This is a genomic window from Paenibacillus sp. FSL H7-0918 (assembly GCF_038007025.1).
GTDB lineage: Bacteria > Bacillota > Bacilli > Paenibacillales > Paenibacillaceae > Paenibacillus_AQ > Paenibacillus_AQ odorifer.
In genome coordinates, this window is record NZ_JBBOWJ010000001.1 from 2344496 (window position 1) to 2361883 (window position 17388).

Annotated in this window: 13 protein-coding genes and 1 riboswitch; of the genes, 2 read left to right on the forward strand and 11 right to left on the reverse strand. The window is 41.4% G+C overall.

Annotated elements, in window-relative coordinates; translation table 11 throughout:
- Positions 1 to 115: 115 nt before the first annotated feature.
- From deoD to MHI15_RS10565, 5 genes are all read right to left on the reverse strand, one after another.
- Positions 116 to 832, reverse strand: a complete 717-nt coding sequence (deoD, locus tag MHI15_RS10545) for a purine-nucleoside phosphorylase (protein ID WP_036681380.1) — start codon at positions 830 to 832, stop codon at positions 116 to 118.
- A 116-nt stretch (positions 833 to 948) separates the two neighbouring features.
- Entirely contained in the window at positions 949 to 1770 is an 822-nt protein-coding gene (locus tag MHI15_RS10550; protein ID WP_076129804.1) for a methyl-accepting chemotaxis protein, read from the reverse strand.
- A 256-nt stretch (positions 1771 to 2026) separates the two neighbouring features.
- Entirely contained in the window at positions 2027 to 3556 is a 1530-nt protein-coding gene (gene ahpF, locus MHI15_RS10555) for an alkyl hydroperoxide reductase subunit F (RefSeq protein WP_341164399.1), read from the reverse strand.
- A 14-nt stretch (positions 3557 to 3570) separates the two neighbouring features.
- Positions 3571 to 4134 (reverse strand): alkyl hydroperoxide reductase subunit C, encoded by a 564-nt coding sequence (gene ahpC / locus MHI15_RS10560; RefSeq protein WP_036681373.1) that lies wholly within the window; start codon positions 4132 to 4134, stop codon positions 3571 to 3573.
- 249 nt (positions 4135 to 4383) lie between these two features.
- A complete protein-coding gene (locus MHI15_RS10565; RefSeq protein WP_341164400.1) occupies positions 4384 to 5262 on the reverse strand; it encodes an aminoglycoside phosphotransferase family protein in 879 nt (292 codons plus the stop codon).
- A 154-nt stretch (positions 5263 to 5416) separates the two neighbouring features.
- Here MHI15_RS10565 and MHI15_RS10570 point away from each other — a divergent pair, with 154 nt between their 5' ends.
- Positions 5417 to 6340: a phosphotransferase gene (locus tag MHI15_RS10570; protein ID WP_341164401.1), complete on the forward strand. Its 924-nt coding sequence runs from the start codon at positions 5417 to 5419 to the stop codon at positions 6338 to 6340.
- Between the two features lie 91 nt (positions 6341 to 6431).
- On the opposite strand, the gene MHI15_RS10575 is transcribed toward MHI15_RS10570, so the two are convergent.
- From MHI15_RS10575 to MHI15_RS10590, 4 genes are all read right to left on the reverse strand, one after another.
- Positions 6432 to 9959 carry an alpha-amylase family glycosyl hydrolase gene (locus MHI15_RS10575; protein ID WP_341164402.1) on the reverse strand — a complete coding sequence of 1176 codons (3528 nt, stop codon included), beginning with the start codon at positions 9957 to 9959 and terminating at the stop codon, positions 6432 to 6434.
- A 253-nt stretch (positions 9960 to 10212) separates the two neighbouring features.
- A complete protein-coding gene (locus tag MHI15_RS10580; RefSeq protein WP_076308995.1) occupies positions 10213 to 11199 on the reverse strand; it encodes a phosphotransferase in 987 nt (328 codons plus the stop codon).
- An 85-nt stretch (positions 11200 to 11284) separates the two neighbouring features.
- Positions 11285 to 13027 (reverse strand): phosphomethylpyrimidine synthase ThiC, encoded by a 1743-nt coding sequence (thiC, locus tag MHI15_RS10585; RefSeq protein WP_076282691.1) that lies wholly within the window; start codon positions 13025 to 13027, stop codon positions 11285 to 11287.
- A 102-nt stretch (positions 13028 to 13129) separates the two neighbouring features.
- A riboswitch (TPP riboswitch) is annotated at positions 13130 to 13239 on the reverse strand.
- Between the two features lie 71 nt (positions 13240 to 13310).
- On the reverse strand, positions 13311 to 15362 hold the full coding sequence (locus MHI15_RS10590; protein WP_076280173.1) for a beta-galactosidase: 2052 nt from the start codon (positions 15360 to 15362) through the stop codon (positions 13311 to 13313).
- 170 nt (positions 15363 to 15532) lie between these two features.
- On the opposite strand from MHI15_RS10590, the gene MHI15_RS10595 reads away from it, so the two are divergent.
- Positions 15533 to 16366, forward strand: a complete 834-nt coding sequence (locus MHI15_RS10595) for a helix-turn-helix transcriptional regulator (RefSeq protein ID WP_111505655.1) — start codon at positions 15533 to 15535, stop codon at positions 16364 to 16366.
- Between the two features lie 55 nt (positions 16367 to 16421).
- Here MHI15_RS10595 and MHI15_RS10600 read toward each other — a convergent pair whose 3' ends face one another.
- Both MHI15_RS10600 and MHI15_RS10605 read right to left on the reverse strand, forming a co-directional pair.
- Positions 16422 to 16691 carry a hypothetical protein gene (locus MHI15_RS10600; RefSeq protein ID WP_076194044.1) on the reverse strand — a complete coding sequence of 90 codons (270 nt, stop codon included), beginning with the start codon at positions 16689 to 16691 and terminating at the stop codon, positions 16422 to 16424.
- 170 nt (positions 16692 to 16861) lie between these two features.
- Positions 16862 to 17362 carry a hypothetical protein gene (locus tag MHI15_RS10605; RefSeq protein ID WP_341164403.1) on the reverse strand — a complete coding sequence of 167 codons (501 nt, stop codon included), beginning with the start codon at positions 17360 to 17362 and terminating at the stop codon, positions 16862 to 16864.
- Positions 17363 to 17388 lie beyond the last annotated feature (26 nt).

Genomic DNA, 17388 nt, shown 5'->3' on the forward strand with positions numbered 1-17388 from the left:
TTCCACAACCTTACAAATGAGAAAAAAACCTATTAAATATCAGGACTTAATCCTGAATTTAATAGGCTTTCAAGCTTTTTCTCGTAGAACTTTTTAAGCTGCTTAATCTTTTTTATTAAATAGAAATCGCTGCTTCTAAAGCTACTTCCATCATGCCGTTGAAAGAATTTTGTCTTTCTTCTGCCGTGGTTACAGCATGAGTAACTAACGAATCGGAAATGGTAAGAATACATGCAGCTTGTTTACCTAACACTTTCGCATTATGGAACAACGCATAACTCTCCATTTCTACACAAACACAGCCATGTTCATTGTAAAATTCATTAACTCCAGGCACATTGTCTTCATGATAGAATACATCGCTGGAATGAATTCTCGCCGTCAGAACTGGCTTGTTAATACGTGTAGCCGCTGCTTCAATGACTTCGTTCAATTCTTTACTTGGCAGCTGGATATCTCCTTCTACACCGCTTTGCACATAGGCATATGTAGATTCACTCCACGCGCTATCCGCCAACACCACGTCAAATAAATTCAATTTATCAGTATATGCTCCAGCACTACCGATACGAATGATGTTTTCCACACCATAGTTTTTGTATAGTTCATAAGAATAAATACCGATACTTGGCATTCCCATTCCCGAACCCATTACCGAAACCTCTTTGCCTTTATAAGTTCCTGTATATCCAAACATATTACGTACCGTATTAAATTGGGTTGGGTTCTCCAAATAGGTTTCTGCAATATACTTCGCTCTCAAAGGATCTCCTGGCATTAATACTGTTTTGGCGATTTCACCATTTTGTGCTGCATTGTGCGGCGTTGACATAATTTATTCCTCCTATGTTGATTACTCATTACTATCTTACTATACCATTCATGATTTTAAATATACGTTTAAAATTTTCTTTTATTGCGACAAAAATACTGCTACTGAATCTCTTTTTATAATTTATTAGCAAACTCGTTAAGTTTTTGGGACATTATCTTTATTTCCTCAATAAATGTAGAAGTATGCTGAACAGATGCCGCCTGTTCTTGGCCGATAGCTGCTATCTTCTCTATCGAATTAGCCATTTGATTCGTAATTCCCTTAATCTGTAACATGGTTTTATTTATGTTTTGCGTCGAGGCGACGGTTTCCCTTGAAAATTTCCGGATTTCCTTGGCTACGACTTCAAAACTTCTACCTTTCTCACCTGCATGCGCTGCTTCTATTGCAGCATTCAGCCCAAGTAAATTCGTTTGATCAGCAACCCTGTTTATAATGGATAGGACTTCTGTTGTATTCTCCACATCTTTTCCAGCCTGCTGAGATTGAATGAGTAGTTCCTGAGAGTGATCCGAAAGTGAACTTACGCCATAGGAAATATTATTAATTTGCTCATTGGCTTGGGATAATGATTCCGAGATTTGTTCTACAATGGCTTTTAATTCACTTTGTCTTCGAATCTGAACTGCAATCCCGCCAATGACTTGTCCCGTTTGATCGTGAAGAGGTGTTGCTGTACCTGTAAACTCAAATCCATAAAAGTGGGCTGGAACATCGGACTTCAAGGTACGATTCTCTTGTATCGCTAAGTAAAGCGGTTCTTCTTTGTGTAAAGGTTGTCCTTCGTTAATGTTTAAATTTATGGTGTCGCCAGGAAAATAAGCAACGAACCGTTCCAAATCACATATCGCTATTGATAAATCAGCTGGGATAGATAATTTTATAATTGGTATAAGTGAGATAAATTTGTCTAAAGATTCAATGTTGTTAATCACAGAAATATAGTCTCCATTCCAGCAAAACGTTATTTATAGCGCACCAAGTCTAACCAGATTATGCCTTGCAGACATGCATTTAATCTAAATCCTTAATTTTGCTTAATTCATATTTTAGATATGTATTCGCGAAAATCTTCATAAAATCCTCCAAAAAGTTTACAAACACCCATTTCTCTCTCACAAAAGATAAAAAAAGCCCCCACTTTGTGAAAAGTGAGGGCTTTCGTTCTCTTGCTGTTACTAATAATATCGATTAGTTACGGATCAGATAATCAAATGCTCCTAGCGCTGCAGTTGCACCGGATCCCATCGAGATAATGATTTGTTTATAAGCACTATTAGTGCAGTCACCAGCAGCAAATACTCCTGGTAAGCTAGTAGCACCATGGCTATCTACAACAATCTCACCTACGCGAGTACGTTCAACTGTGTCACCTAGCCATTCTGTATTTGGAACCAGACCGATCTGGACAAATACACCCTGCAATTCAACATGGTGAGTCTCTTCTGTCGCACGATCAACATAAGAAATACCATTTACCTTATCAGTTCCGGTAATCTCTTTAGTTTGCACGTTTTTAAGAACAGTAACGTTAGGAAGGCTATAGAGACGATCTTGCAGTACAGCATCAGCTTTGAGCTCTGGAGCAAATTCCAGAACCGTTACATGCTTCACTATACCTGCAAGGTCAATAGCTGCCTCAATACCTGAGTTACCGCCGCCAACAACTGCAACATCTTTGCCTGCAAACAAAGGACCATCACAGTGTGGGCAGTAGGCTACACCTTTGTTCTTGAATTCAGCTTCACCAGGCACGCCCATATTCCGCCAACGAGCACCTGTAGACAGAATGACCGTCTTACTCTTTAGAACAGCACCGTTCTCGAGTTCAACTTCAATTAAGTCATTTTTGTCTAGACGTCTGACACGCTGCAATTTCATCACATCAATGCCATACTCTTTTACTTGCTCTTCAAGTTTAGCTACGAGTTGAGGACCTTCAGTGTACTTCACACTAATAAAGTTCTCGATACCAAGCGTGTCGTTAACCTGTCCGCCAAAGCGTTCAGCAACAATACCTGTACGAATACCTTTACGTGCCGCATAAATGGCTGCACTTGCACCAGCTGGGCCGCTGCCGACAACAAGCACATCATATGGAGCTTTATTGTCAAACTCAGATGCGTCCACACTGCTGCCCATTTTAGCTAAAATTTCTTCAACCGTCATACGACCACTTTCGAAAAATTCACCATTAAGGTAGACGCTTGGAACAGACATAATTTCTTTGCTTTCTACCTCTTCTTTGAATACTCCACCGTCAATCATCGTATGGGTAATGCCCGGATTAAAGATACTCATAAGATTCAGTGCTTGTACAACATCAGGGCAATTATGACAGCTCAGGCTAACATAAGTTTCAAACTTATATTCACCACTAATGCCTTTGATCTGATCAATTACACTTTGCTCAACCTTAGGAGCTCTTCCGCTAACCTGCAACAGAGCCAATACTAATGAAGTAAATTCGTGTCCAAGCGGAGTTCCAGCAAAGGTTACGCCCGTATCTTCACCCACACGATTTACACTAAAGCTTGGGGTTCTAGACAGTTCGGTTCTTTCCACCGTAATCCTAGGTGACATTTTGGCAATTTCATCAACTAGTTCGGTCATCTCTTGTGATGCCTCGTCAGCGCCTGCACTGAGTTTCAGTACTACATCGCCTTCCAAGAGTTCAAGGTATTGCACTAGTTGAGCTTTTATTTCTTGATCTAGTTTCATTTAGCTTTCGCTCCTTAAATCTTACCTACAAGATCGAGACTTGGTTTAAGAGTTTCTGCACCTTCCGACCATTTCGCTGGGCAAACTTCACCTGGATGATTGCGTACATATTGCGCTGCTTTAATTTTGTTAACAAGAGCGCTAGCATCACGGCCGATACCACCAGCATTAATCTCAACAGTTTGAATAACACCGTCTGGATCAATGATGAATGTACCACGATCAGCAAGACCGTCAGCTTCGATCAATACATCAAAGTTGCGGGAAACCACATGGGAAGGATCGCCGATCATAATGTATTTCACCTTGCCAATTGCTGCGGAGCTTTCATGCCATGCTTTATGTGTAAAGTGTGTGTCAGTAGAAACGGAATATACTTCAACACCTAGTTGTTTGAGGGTTTCATATTGGTTCTGCAAATCTTCTAGTTCAGTTGGGCATACGAATGTGAAGTCAGCTGGGTAAAAGCAAACTACACTCCATTTACCTTTGAAGTTTTCTTCTGTAACATCGATAAATTTCCCATCTTGAAATGCGCTTGCTTTGAATGGTAGTACTTCTGTTCCGATTAATGACATATTGTTTAATCTCCTTTGGGTTTAATTTATGAATAGAGTGGATACTATTTATAATTATTATAATTAACCAAATTAAGGCCTGTCAAGTTATTTATAATAATTCTAATATGATAATCGTTGTCAGTCGCTAAATGTTCATACAAATTCCTTTCTTTCGGATTTAAGTACAACACTTTATCATCTGACTGATGCTCATTCGTGCTTATTGACTATTATGGTTTAGTTTACATGTTTTATGTAGTTCAATTTCTACAATTCGATGTCTTCTACTATTAGATTGATAATATTCAAGGATTCTTCCGCTACTGTTGGATTAGAATATCGATTTCCATTATAGGTGATCAGTGCTTTCCATAAAGCCCACCCTCTTGCTCTATTCCACGTTTGTGCATCCATGTTTAATACCTTTTTAAAGATTCTTCTACTAGCCTCATCAAAAAAAGTCCACGCCATTGCAGCATCACAAGCAGGATCACCCACCCCTAATATGCCAAAATCAATGACTGCACAAAGCTGTCCGTCTTTGACTAATATATTTCCAGGTGCGACATCACCATGAACCCAAACTGGTTCTGACTCCCATTCAGAGTCTAATGCCAGTTCCCAGATCTTTTTCAATAGACCTTCATTAAAAATATCTTTATTATGCTCAATCGCATTTCTAGATTCCTCATCATATACAGTTAAGGACCCACCTCTATAAAAATTATGCTCTCCGGCTAAAGGTCCCCCACTAGCATCAATAGACTGTAATTCAATTAAAAAGCTTCCCAAGTCTCTCGCAAATTGATTGAGATCATTAATGTTCTCATGGGATAAAGTCTCTCCCTCTAGCCAATTATTAATAGACCAAGGCCAAGGATATTCTTTGGTAGGTGTCCCTTTCGCTAATGGTGTTGAAATAGGTAACGTCAGTCCTTTCTTTAAAAAAGGTAACCATTGTTGTTCTTTCTCCACTTGAGGAACATAAGCGGCTGCACTTGGTAATCGCACACTCATCTGTTCACCTAAGTGAAAAGTCCGATTATCATGCCCATTGAATTTCACAGGTCTGATCTCTAAATCGGACCATTCAGGAAATTGTTCATTTATTAATCTTGCTACTAAATCGACGTCTATAGTATTCATAAATATCTCCAATCATGATTTACAAGCATTATTTGGTTGTCTTAAATATTTTCTAGTGACATATGGTATGTGTAAGCTTTATATATTAGTTATAAAGTACAAAGAGAATATACTTTTTTATAGCTCGATATATATCAGAAGGAGATCTTTGTATATGGAATATGATAGCCTTATCAATGAAATTAAACACTCCTATCAAATAAATATAGAGAATATCAGCCTTCATCGTGAGATGATCGGTAGGGTGTATTTTTTGCAGAACCAAGAGAAAAAGTATATGTTCAAAATATTTCGTAGCTTTAAAACGGATGATGCTCTGCAGACGGTTCGCATCCTCGATTATTTAAAAGCTAACTCATATCCAGCAGTTTCTGTGATTAGAACTGTACAGAATGATAGCCACATTATACTCAGTAGTCAGGCTGGCAGCTGCGTTGGAATACTATACGATTATGTCGAGGGAGCAACACCCGATGGTAAAATCGAGGCGAAGAGCATCGGGACACAGATCGGGAAACTCCATAACTTAATGGAGCGATACCCCGAGAAGCTTATCCGTAGAACAAAATTCGATTACATCGATGGTTATATCTCCAATATGCAAGATCTCCAATTTGACCCAGGAAAAATCCTTGAACTAAATCATTACGGCAATGAATTATGGGAACATATCACAAGGCTTCCCAAAAGCTTTTGTCACGGTGACCTTCACACAGGAAATATGCTCAGAAATGAGTGCGGTGAATATATTCTTTTGGACTTCGATGATGCTTCGGGTGATTATCCGAGTATGGATGTTGCATACATGTGTGATGCTACCGATTTTAATCACTCAAATGAATCGATGTATGATCAAACCATGCGTTTGTACGAACGTTTCTATTCGGGTTATAGTACAACACGTACAATAAGTAGTAATGAGTTTAAGGCTCTTTTCGATTTTATTGCGATCAGACATTTTCAAATCATCTCAAGAATAGTGCAGTGTCAAGGATTGCAAAGTATATCCAAAGAATTCTGCGATGAACAATATAGTTGGCTTATGAAATGGCAAGAACTTTGCATTAAACACGGGTAAAAATACTGACGTTTCAATCTGTACTATATAAAAACAACCTCAGTACGGGTTCATCCCGAACTGAGGCTATTTCTGTTAACTTATATAGGTTCTACTTCAAATAGGTTCCTGACTCTCCGATTCCACCACTACCGTTCAATACATACACTCGCGCATTTCCTTTACCGGAGCAGTTGATTGTGATCACACCGTTGGTAACGGTTTTGGTATCACCAGTCACTGCATCCACATAAGTTCCGTTAGGAATTCCAGTGAATGTTGCATTTCCTGAGATTGTAACCAAAGCAAAGCTATCGATTCCTTTGCTACTATCAGTGTATCTTCTTTTAAATGCCAAATCACCTGATACATTTTCTGTAGAATATTGGCCTTTTTGCAAAGCAGGAACAGCTCTTCTAATTAAATTAAGTTGTCTGATATGTTTCGCCAGAGGATAATTTAACGAGTCTGCAAGTGTGCCAGTAGCATTGGTATATTTACCGTAATCTTGAACAGTAACACTACCCTCAATATGATCGCCAAAGTAAGCACGGCCTGTTGTACTTAACGGCGCATTTGGACCTACATCGATGACTGATCCTTTTTTGAACTCAATTTCAGAACCATAATAGATCGCAGGTATTCCTCGGAAGGTGAACATCAGCGCGAGATTCTCAGCCCAAGTGTCCTGTGTGCCGGCAAATCTTTGATTTTCTGGTGCTTGGTCAGGTGCATAGTCATGAGAGTCAATATAAGTTACATTCCAGGTAGCATCATTATAGAATTGATCACCGCTTCTCATACTAAATGCTTCCTGAGCAGTCTTGAAGGCCCAGTGCATTGGAAAATCAATAACATCCATACCCGATTTCTTCGAATAATCAGGCGTATGATAAGTATTTCCTGTTAAAAAAGCATTGTTCGAGGTAGGTTGTCCTGCTGTAGTAGAGTTATCTGCCCACTCTTGTTCCACCGATAGCTTATTGGAAGCGTAGTCATTTTGACCGTCACCTGGATAGGGTTTTGAGCTTTTCCAAGTATAAAATGGTGTTGATATCGCCGGAATTCCACTGTTCCACACATCTCTGTACCGAGTAGCCACTTCCCCAAAGACAAAGAAGTCTGAGCCCCCTCTTGTTTTCCATGCCGGCACAAAATATTTGTTAAAAATATACCGGCTTACATGCTTTACAGTATCGACCCGGAAAGCATCCACACCCATATCAATATATTGATTATAGCTGTCGATTAGATACTGATTCACTAGAGGATTCTCTGTGTTTAAGTCCACACAGTCTCCCGCAATCTGTCCTGTCTGGACGGTGTAAGACTCCCAAGAAAGACTTTTTTCCGTATGGTAAATATTATTGTTAGTCTCCGCAGTCTTCATTAAGGCAAGTCTTGCCTGATATTGCTGATCCGGGGTCATGGAATCATAGTTAGCTGGCAGCTTATCCGTAATTTTGAGCATGTTACTCACGGTGTCCGCCGCCGTTGGATCTTTTTTGAACATCGGGAACAGATTTTCTTCTCCAAAATTACCGGTATGATTGACGACAATATCTTGAATAACCTTTATCCCTCTAGCGTGTGCTGCATTGATCAAATCCTGATAAGATGCCCCTGCGGATTCATATCTTGGATCTACTTTTGCAAAATTTATTGCATGGTACCCATGATAATCATAACCGCTGGCATTCTGCACCACAGGTGTAATCCAGATGGCACTGAATCCTAAGGCTTTAATGTAATCGAGCTTTTGAATCAGTCCTTTGAAATCCCCTCGCCAAGCTGGATCAGAGTCCGGATTTCCTGCCTTGGCATCCTCCCATGCATGCTCATTGTTACTCGAATCACCATCATAAAACCGGGAAGTGATTACAAAATAAATCGTATCTTCACGAAAATCGCCCTTATTACCAATGTTATAAACAAAACTCTGTTTGGTTTCATTTCCGGCACCATCGATCACAAGGAATTTTAAGGTTGTCGTCTTGTTAATCAAGATAGACGGTCCCGCAAGAGATGTTAGTGCATTGCCTGAAATATAGACTTTTGAACTCGTTGTTGGTTCCGTACCATTATCTGTGTAATATGCTGTGGTTGTTGCCGCCTTGTTGTCTTTTATATTAAAAGATACGGAAACCGCTGAGCTCGAATTCCCAACAGGCAGATTCGCAGTGATAATCGGAGCTTGCAAATCGGCATTCAGATCAATCACATAAGCAAAAGAGCCTACATTACCCGCTTGCCCTATAGAGTTAACGCCGAATGCTTTGATAGTCAAAGAAGAAGGTACTTGGATTGGAGTCGTATACAACGTTGAGGTTGTCGTAGGTGTTGATCCGTCGGTCGTATAATAAATTTTATCGCCGCTATTTGTAGTGGATAGGGTCACCGTTTGGGCAGAATCATAGGTTTTGGGCACAGGAGAGACGGATATCACCGGAACCTTAGGAACGTCTGGATTGGCGTCATACCATACGTTATCTGAGTTATACCAGCCCTCTTTTACGCTGCGAGATAAGTCAGCCGTCTGTTTGCCATTGCCGTCATTAAAGATCAGGCTTGCCCCTGTAGCATTTGGAACAGTATAGCTATACCAATCGTTCCCGTCCGATTTCATCAGTATTCCCGGCCATGCTCCACTAGTCGGAACGGTTGCCGGATTCAGATTCCAGTAATGGATGCGGATCGCTGCATTCCAGCTTGCTGGTTTCTTAAAGTGAACGGTTAGCCCCGCTGAAGTAGGTGTAGGTGTTGGCGTCACTGTTGGCGTTCGTGTGGGTGTTATGGTAGGTGTTGGCGTCACTGTTGGTGTAGGAGTTACCGTAGGTGTTGGCGTCACTGTTGGGGTAGGAGTTACCGTAGGTGTGGGTGTCACTGTTGGGGTAGGAGTTATCGTTGGTGTTGGTGTAGCTCCGGCCGAAAGGGTCACATAGTCGATATTAATATTCCCGCTATCATCCGAGTCATATTTATAAGCAAGCGTGTTATTTCCTGCCTGTAAAGAGAGTGTTTCTGTTTGGTCTGCCCATGTATCCCAGTTGGTCAGGTTGGCTAATGTTGTCTGTGTAACCTTTATTCCATTGACATAAATGGACGCTTTTTTAGCACTGCCGGATGCATTAGCATAGTGAAGCGTGGCATTATAGGACCCTGCTGCGGAAGCCTGGACGTTAAAAGTGGTGGCTGCTCCTGTAGTTGTATATCCATCAACAAAACCAGTGCCCGAATATCCAGTGTGATTCGTATTTACTTTTGCACCACCAGATAGGGATGCACTCTCTGCTTCGTATTTTCCGGCGACCGGAATAACAACCGTCCAGTTCTTCCCGCCGTTATTGTCCCAACTATCCGTTGGAGCCGTGATGTGATAACAATAAATTAGGGTGGCACCTTCCTGAACGTTGAGGTTGGCGATGAACGTGGTTCCATTTTTGGTCATCACCGTGTCCGTAGTATTAGCCCAGTTATTCGTAGTCCAATGTAAGGTCACAGCTGCCGCTGTAGGATTGGTATAGGTGACTGTATGATCCGTATTGCTGGCCGATGCTCCACCCGATAAACCAAATAAACTAAAAATGAGTGAAAAAATAATTAACCACGAAATATAACGCCTGGATTGTTTGGATACCAAGTAAATAACCTCCTCATAATTTTAAGTGCAGCTTACGATTTTAAGCCCATCGTGATGTGCAAACGTTTGCAAAAATGAGAAAAAAAGAAATACTTAATAGTTTTAATCTCCTCCTTCAATGAATAATAAGGAAAAAACTCATTGTATGCGTTTACAAACGGTTCAATATCTGATGAATTTTCCTTGTTAAGATTATAGGCGCCAAACTTTTGCTGGTCAATGCATCTTTTAGGCTATAATTCAATCGTTTTCACTATAAGTTCCCTAAGATAGCAGGTAAATTGTTCAGGTTCTTAGCCAGCCAATTCATTTCTTTTGCAAAACGTTTTGGAGGTACACTATGTTTGTCCATCGCGGCATTAATCCACCACGGGCTTTCCATATACCACAACAACTGCAATGATTTTGTTAAATATCCCTGCTCCACCGTTCGTTCCTCACGATATCCGTCAATAAATGCTGAAGCTAGTGCTCCATCTAAATCTTCATCTAAAGCACATGACATCACTGCACGTGCAACATCAAGCTGCGGATAATCATATTTGAACCGATCAAAATCTAGAATTGCAGACAATTGGCTATCTTGAAATAAAAGATTATCAACCCATAAATCACGATGTGCCCATCCAGCTACAAGTCCTTCGAATATTTCCGGATCTATTTCTTCAGTCGCTCTCAGTTGTATCTCTAGGTCAGTGATGAGTGAAGTTTTGCCCATTTCCTTTGATTGTTGTAGGAGTACATTCCAATGTTCTAAACGTTCCTCAGGGCTTTGGGGAATAAATTGTGGGGTTCTTTTCAAACTAAGGGTCCCATCATTTAATAAACGATGCATTTTACCTGTGGCACGACCCAAATCAAACATTTGAAGGATGTTAATTTTGCCCGGCTCTATGACACGCCCTTCACAATATTCCATAACCATAAACGTCTCTCCCATATCTGATTCCAGTAAAACTTTATGGTTATAAGCCAACAATTCGGGACATGGGAGTCCCTGTAGATACAATCTTTTCTGTTGAGAAAAGGCGAAGCTCAGCTCTTCTGGGTTATACAATTTATATCTTTTTTTGTTGTATTGTTTAAGTAGAAATGGTCCTGAATCCGTTATGATTTTCCATTTAAGATTTAACCAGCCACGTTTTATTGGGGTAGCATGAAGGACTTTCAATCCAAAAAAATGATAGAAACTATTACTTAAATCCTCTAAAATGGCTTCCTCTGAACGAATCGCTTCCAATTCATCAACTCCTATCTATTCAAAGTATAAAAGAAGAAGCCGCCAATGACGACTTCTTTTAGATATTTCTTTTTAGCAGAAAAAGTTATCTATAAATGAGGCTCCCGCCTTGGAGAAACTCTTGCGCCTTCTCTTGCATTCCTGATTCAATTCTCGTCGTATTCCGGATATTATGAGAGATCTTCATACTGCAAAATTTCGGCCCGCACATGGAACAGAAATGAGCTGTTTTAGCGCCTTCCGCAGGCAATGTCTCATCATGATATTCGAGCGCTCGCTCAGGATCTAACGATAAATGAAATTGATCACGCCAACGAAATTCAAAACGGGCTTTCGAAAGAGCATTATCCCGGTCTTGTGCTCCTTTATGCCCTTTCGCCAAATCTGCGGCATGAGCCGCTATTTTATAAGTAATGACCCCTATACGTACATCTTCCTTATTAGGCAGGCCAAGATGTTCCTTCGGAGTTACGTAACATAACATAGCTGTACCGAACCAACCAATCATCGCTGCACCTATAGCAGAGGTAATATGATCATAACCAGGCGCAATATCTGTAGTCAGTGGACCTAATGTATAAAAAGGGGCTTCGTTACAAGTTTCAAGTTGCTTATCCATATTCTCTTTAATCAAGTGCATCGGCACATGTCCTGGACCCTCTACCATCACCTGTACATCATGACTCCAAGCTATAGCTGTTAATTCACCTAACGTCTCTAACTCGGCAAATTGTGCTTCATCATTCGCATCAGCAATCGAACCCGGACGTAATCCATCGCCTAGGGAAAAAGAAACATCGTACAGCTTCATGATTTCACATATCTCTTCAAAATGTGTATATAAAAAGTTCTCTTGATGATGCGCAAGACACCATGCCGCCATGATGGAGCCACCTCTTGAAACAATGCCTGTCATACGTTGTGCAGTCAACGGGATATAACGAAGCAGAACCCCCGCATGAATGGTAAAATAATCAACCCCTTGCTCCGCTTGCTCAATGAGCGTATCACGGTATACTTCCCACGTTAAATCTTCCGCTTTCCCATTCACTTTTTCCAACGCTTGATAGATAGGCACCGTTCCAATAGGAACAGGAGAATTACGGATGATCCACTCGCGTGTCGTATGAATGTTTTTACCTGTGGAGAGATCCATTATATTATCTGCACCCCAGCGGGTGGCCCATCTCATCTTCTCTACCTCTTCCTCTATGGATGAGGATACTGCGGAATTTCCTATATTGGCATTGATCTTCACTAAAAAATTGCGTCCAATAATCATTGGTTCACTCTCTGGATGATTGATATTCGCTGGAATGATGGCGCGGCCGCGGGCTACTTCATCTCTTACAAATTCCGGTGCCACATTCTCACGAATCGCAACGTATTCCATTTCCGAAGTAATAATCCCTTTGCGTGCATAATGCATTTGAGAGACATTACGCCCCTTTTTCGCTCGCAAAGGTTTTCTATGGAGCGCTGGAAACACTTCCGCCACAGCTTTTCCCGTTGCATTTCCGTTATCTTCAGGCTTTACGGTTCTTCCTTCGTACGCTTCTGCATCCCCTCGTTCCTCAATCCAGCTTAGACGATTGGGCTCTAACCCCTGACGAATATCAGTATGAATATTAGCATCCGTGTAAGCCCCGCTTGTGTCATAAACATGAATTGGGGCATTCTCCTCTTCGCCGTCTATGCCCGCAGTTGGACTAAGTGAGATCTCCCGCATAGGCACCTGAATATCAGACCGTGAACCCTTTACATACACTTTTTGACTTGCTGGAAAAGCTGATAGATTGATTGGATCGTTGTTCAATTCGCTTGTCATCTCAATTCCTCCTATAAGGTGATTTGATCAAGCGGAGACGGTCTACTCCCCACACATAGAAAAGGCCACATCTGTATAAGATGCGGCCTTAGAGTAGACAAATAGAAATAGAGCTCCATTTCCTCCGCTGGCATTATCCAGATCAGGTTTGACGGTCGATAGTTATAACTATCCTCTCAGCCTGGTCCCACCAAGCTCCCGTGACTATATAATTGCTACTTCAAAGTATAACCGAAAAGAGAGATTTATCCAAATCTACTCAAATGTGAAATCAATGTATACGTTAGTTTAACACCAATACCCCAAATCCTTCCAGAAGCACCTCGCCCGACAATGTTGTGCCGCTCAGTAAATCTGTTTTGGTCTCATGAAGATGGATCGTGACAGGAGTCTCACTATAATTAAGCAAAAAAGCATAACTGGAAGAAGCTCCGGTACGGACTTGCAGTTCTACCTCTTCTGGGAGCTCCAGCCAATCTACTGGCGATTGTAGATCAATTAAATTTATGATCTCAGCCGCTGCCTGTTCATTAAATACGGCTCCGTAATACCAAACCTCACCCTTGCCGCGACGATTTCTAGTTACCGCCGGTTTTCCCGCATAATAATCAGAGGCGTAAACCGCCATCACTTCAACCGAAGCTTCCTCTATTTTGAGAATATCATTAAAGTCATCTGCTCCTGTAACGACTTCGGTCACGCCCGACCAGCTAATTGTTGTTGGCTGACGACTGCCCTTAACCATTGTGAATTCTTCAACTGTGATCCCGCATAGATCCTTAGCAGCACCTGGGAAAGGACGCATATAACATTGACCGCGCTCATCCTTATAGCCGGTTCTACAGCCGAAGATCAGTTTGCCGCCTTGCTGAACATATTCATCCAGCAGTGCTGCTGTCTCATCTGTCATAATCGCTGGGTGAGGATAGATAAGCACGTCGTACCTTGCAAGCTCCTCCAGCGTTGTTTTTTTGCGTAAATAGAGTACGTCATTCGGGATATGCTTCCGCTGAAGCGCCTTGTACCACTCCTTATTGCTCTTCCACATAAACGGGCCATGCCAAACATCGTATTCTCCATCCCACTCATTGTCATAATCACGAACAATAGCAATGTTAGCCTGATTACGAGTACCGACAAACGCATGACCTGCTGCTGCCAGCTCCTGACCGATCTGCCCCGCTTCCCGTACTCTCCGGTTAGGCTGATTATGATAGTCATTGATTCCATGCCAATAAATTTCATTGCCCATCGTAGCTGTCCGCCAGCGGAAATATAACACCATATCTGCTCCATGAGCGATCGACTGATAAGTCCATAACCGCATCTGCCCGGGCTTTGGAGAAGGCATATCCATCCGGTTCACCCAGCCACCCGGGCCCGACTGCTGCTCCATAATGCAGAAATTCGGGGATATCGAACGAACAACAGATAACGACAGTCCCCAGCCTCTATCATTCAGCGGATTCCTCTCATTCGGGTCATAAAAAATAGTAGAGAACTGAGGATAGGAATCATAGCTGAAGAAATCCAACAGTTCATCCGTCATTTCATGGCTATCGAGATGCCCGAACAGACCGTTCGTGGTTACCCACTGCTTAGGGGCAAGTTTACGGATGATATCCGCTTGGTTTTTGGCAAAAGAAATTGTATTGTCCGAAATAAACCGTTTTTCATCCAATGCCTGATGAGGATTGGGTTGCTTCGGTACTGGAGTCGGACGTGGAAGATAGACCTGAGACCAGTCACTATAGCTTTGATTCCAAAAAACAGCTCCCCAAGCCTCGTTCAAATGCTCAAGTGTAACATATTTCTGCTGTAGCCATTCCCGGAAAGCCTTATGGTCACTCTCCGAATAAAATTCACTGATCTCACAGTTGAGTTCATTATCAATTTGCCAGCCAACTACACCCGGATGATTGCCGTAATGTTCAGCCATTTGTTCTGCAATACGTGCACACAGTTCCCGGTATTTAGGACTGCTGTAATTATAATGACGGCGCATGCCATGCTGAAGTGTAACACCTTCGTAGGTTACATTTAAAACTTCGGGATACTTATCAGTCAACCAAGCTGGAGGCGTCGCCGTCGGAGTACCAAGTACAACCTGAAGACCATATTTATGTGCTAGATCAATCGCCCGATCAAAGAGCCCGAACTGAAACTGCCCTTCTGCCGGTTCAAAAATAGACCAAGCAAACTCCCCCATCCGAATGATCGTAAAGCCGAGTTCACGCATCCGGCGATAATCGTCCTCCCACATGTTTTCTGGCCAGTGCTCCGGATAATAACAAACGCCAAGCTCGAATTTTTCAGTTGCGACAGGTTTCTTCATCATTACCTCCAAAGTATTAAAAATATGCTTTCAATATTTTATAATTCTATTGTAGTATCAATAATAAGAGGTCTTATATAACAAAATATTGCTATCATATAATAATCTTGCGTTCATTGCCTTAATCCAACTTGCGCTCTGTTGCGCTACAGAAATGGGTGCTGCCAAACATGAAGAAACAATGGTATTTGCCGACACCGGCTTTTTCGAAATATGTCTGTTATCCTGAATTTTTGGGACATTACACTCACTTTCCACAACATACAGAGAGAAGAAGCGAAGGTTTTCTGGGGAGCTATAACCTGCATTTGATCTTTGGTGGGGAGGGTTATGTATTCCATGAGGGCGAACGTATTCCGATGAGTAGAGGACGAGGTTTTCTGTACCCTAAAGGGGCTTATCAGCAATACGGCTCTGACCCAGGCGAGCCTTGGGATGTCCGCTGGGTTCATTTTAACACTGAAATTGTCCTTCCCTTATTAGAAGAAGTGGACCAGTCTCGTGCATACCTGTTCACTTTTGATTTGGATGCTAAGCTGGACGAGCTATTCGAGGAAATGTACCTACTAAGCGCTTCCTACGTGACCCGTAGCGAGCCAAGACTATCTGCTCTGCTGTATGAGCTTCTAGTAAAATTGCTGCAGAACTCCGAGCCGCTTCACGGCTCAGTACCGCACGAGGTTAGGCAGTCCATCCGCAGTGCTGCAGATATCATCCATGTCGAATGTGCCAGCCCTTGGTCTCTGGAATCGATGGCAAGATTGACCGGGTACAGCAGCTATCATTTTCTAAGGCTGTTCCGGGTGGTTATGGGTAAAACACCTAACCGTTATTTAACCGATTGTCGGCTGGCTAAAGCCAAGCTTTTACTAGTTTCCACAGGACTCTCCATTGCTCAGGTTGCTACTCAGTCCGGTTTTGCCCAGTCCAGCTATTTCATTAAAGTGTTCAGAAGGTTTGAAGGCATGTCTCCTGTGAAGTACCGGCAGGCTTTTGGGGCGTAGAGGATCTTCCTTCAGTCCGTAGAGATTCAATCTTAGTCTCTTGGATTTATCACCCTTAAAGATCATCCTTAAGAGAAATTTCACTCTCAATATCTAAACTTATTGTTTCGGAATGAATCTCCCCTTCATTATCATTCCATGTAATAGATAAAGTGGTATTTTCATAATTTTGTCTATTTTTATTTAATTCGTCATACGAATACGGACCTGTTATAGACGCGATATCAGTGTTACTTAATATTGAAACGGGTCCATCCGTTGACCTAGCTTCATTTACAAGAACTGTTTCATCCTTATTATTATTTTGTAATCTAAAACATCCCATGTATCCCCTGTACCCTTAAGCGTATATACTTGAACACCAGTGTTTAAATTTGTTTCGACCTCTTTATTGAAATATAAATAACTCCATATCGCATTCGAAATAATAACCACAGCTACAAGTACTAGGATTAGTTTTTTCATATCTGCTCCTTTATAAATACTCCCCAGCCATTATTTATATCTTAAATTCCACTCCTTAGACCATTTCGGGAAAGCTTCTCCGGTCAATTCTTCGAGTGTTTTTCCATCAATGGTGTAAACCCAGCCCATATGTAATTCATCGAAATCAGGAAAACTATAGCCTTCTATCACTTGATCGTCTGCTTCTAGCAGAAAAATCAGGGTTTGTTTTTTTGTATTATCCTTCTCATTATCTATGGGGTGGTTTTTAACGATGAACTTACTTGTAGTTATTTCCTTGCCTATATAATCGATTGGATCAACACTTTGAACACTCCAATATTGTATGTATGGCATTTCCGTCAGCAGTTTTTTATCTAATAAATATTCAGAAACAATTCCTTCATTACTAATGATCAGATAGCCCATATCGGTAATAAATTGTTCAGCTTTGCTATATTCTTTTTTTGAATTATCGCTAATTTGCTCCTTACTACATCCCAATAAAAAGATTAAGAATAACGGAACTATGATTGCCCTTAATTTGTTCATAGGTTCCTCTCCTTGGAGTGTTTATT

Bases quoted from the DNA above. Each gene is read 5' to 3' on its own strand.
- deoD (WP_036681380.1), bottom strand. From the start codon at position 832: ATGTCAACGCCGCACAATGCAGCACAAAATGGTGAAATCGCCAAAACA.
- ahpF (WP_341164399.1), bottom strand. From the start codon at position 3,556: ATGAAACTAGATCAAGAAATAAAAGCTCAACTAGTGCAATACCTTGAA.
- ahpC (WP_036681373.1), bottom strand. From the start codon at position 4,134: ATGTCATTAATCGGAACAGAAGTACTACCATTCAAAGCAAGCGCATTT.
- MHI15_RS10565 (WP_341164400.1), bottom strand. From the start codon at position 5,262: ATGAATACTATAGACGTCGATTTAGTAGCAAGATTAATAAATGAACAA.
- MHI15_RS10570 (WP_341164401.1), top strand. From the start codon at position 5,417: ATGGAATATGATAGCCTTATCAATGAAATTAAACACTCCTATCAAATA.
- thiC (WP_076282691.1), bottom strand. From the start codon at position 13,027: ATGACAAGCGAATTGAACAACGATCCAATCAATCTATCAGCTTTTCCA.
- MHI15_RS10590 (WP_076280173.1), bottom strand. From the start codon at position 15,362: ATGAAGAAACCTGTCGCAACTGAAAAATTCGAGCTTGGCGTTTGTTAT.
- MHI15_RS10595 (WP_111505655.1), top strand. From the start codon at position 15,533: ATGAAGAAACAATGGTATTTGCCGACACCGGCTTTTTCGAAATATGTC.
- MHI15_RS10600 (WP_076194044.1), bottom strand. From the start codon at position 16,691: ATGGGATGTTTTAGATTACAAAATAATAATAAGGATGAAACAGTTCTT.
- MHI15_RS10605 (WP_341164403.1), bottom strand. From the start codon at position 17,362: ATGAACAAATTAAGGGCAATCATAGTTCCGTTATTCTTAATCTTTTTA.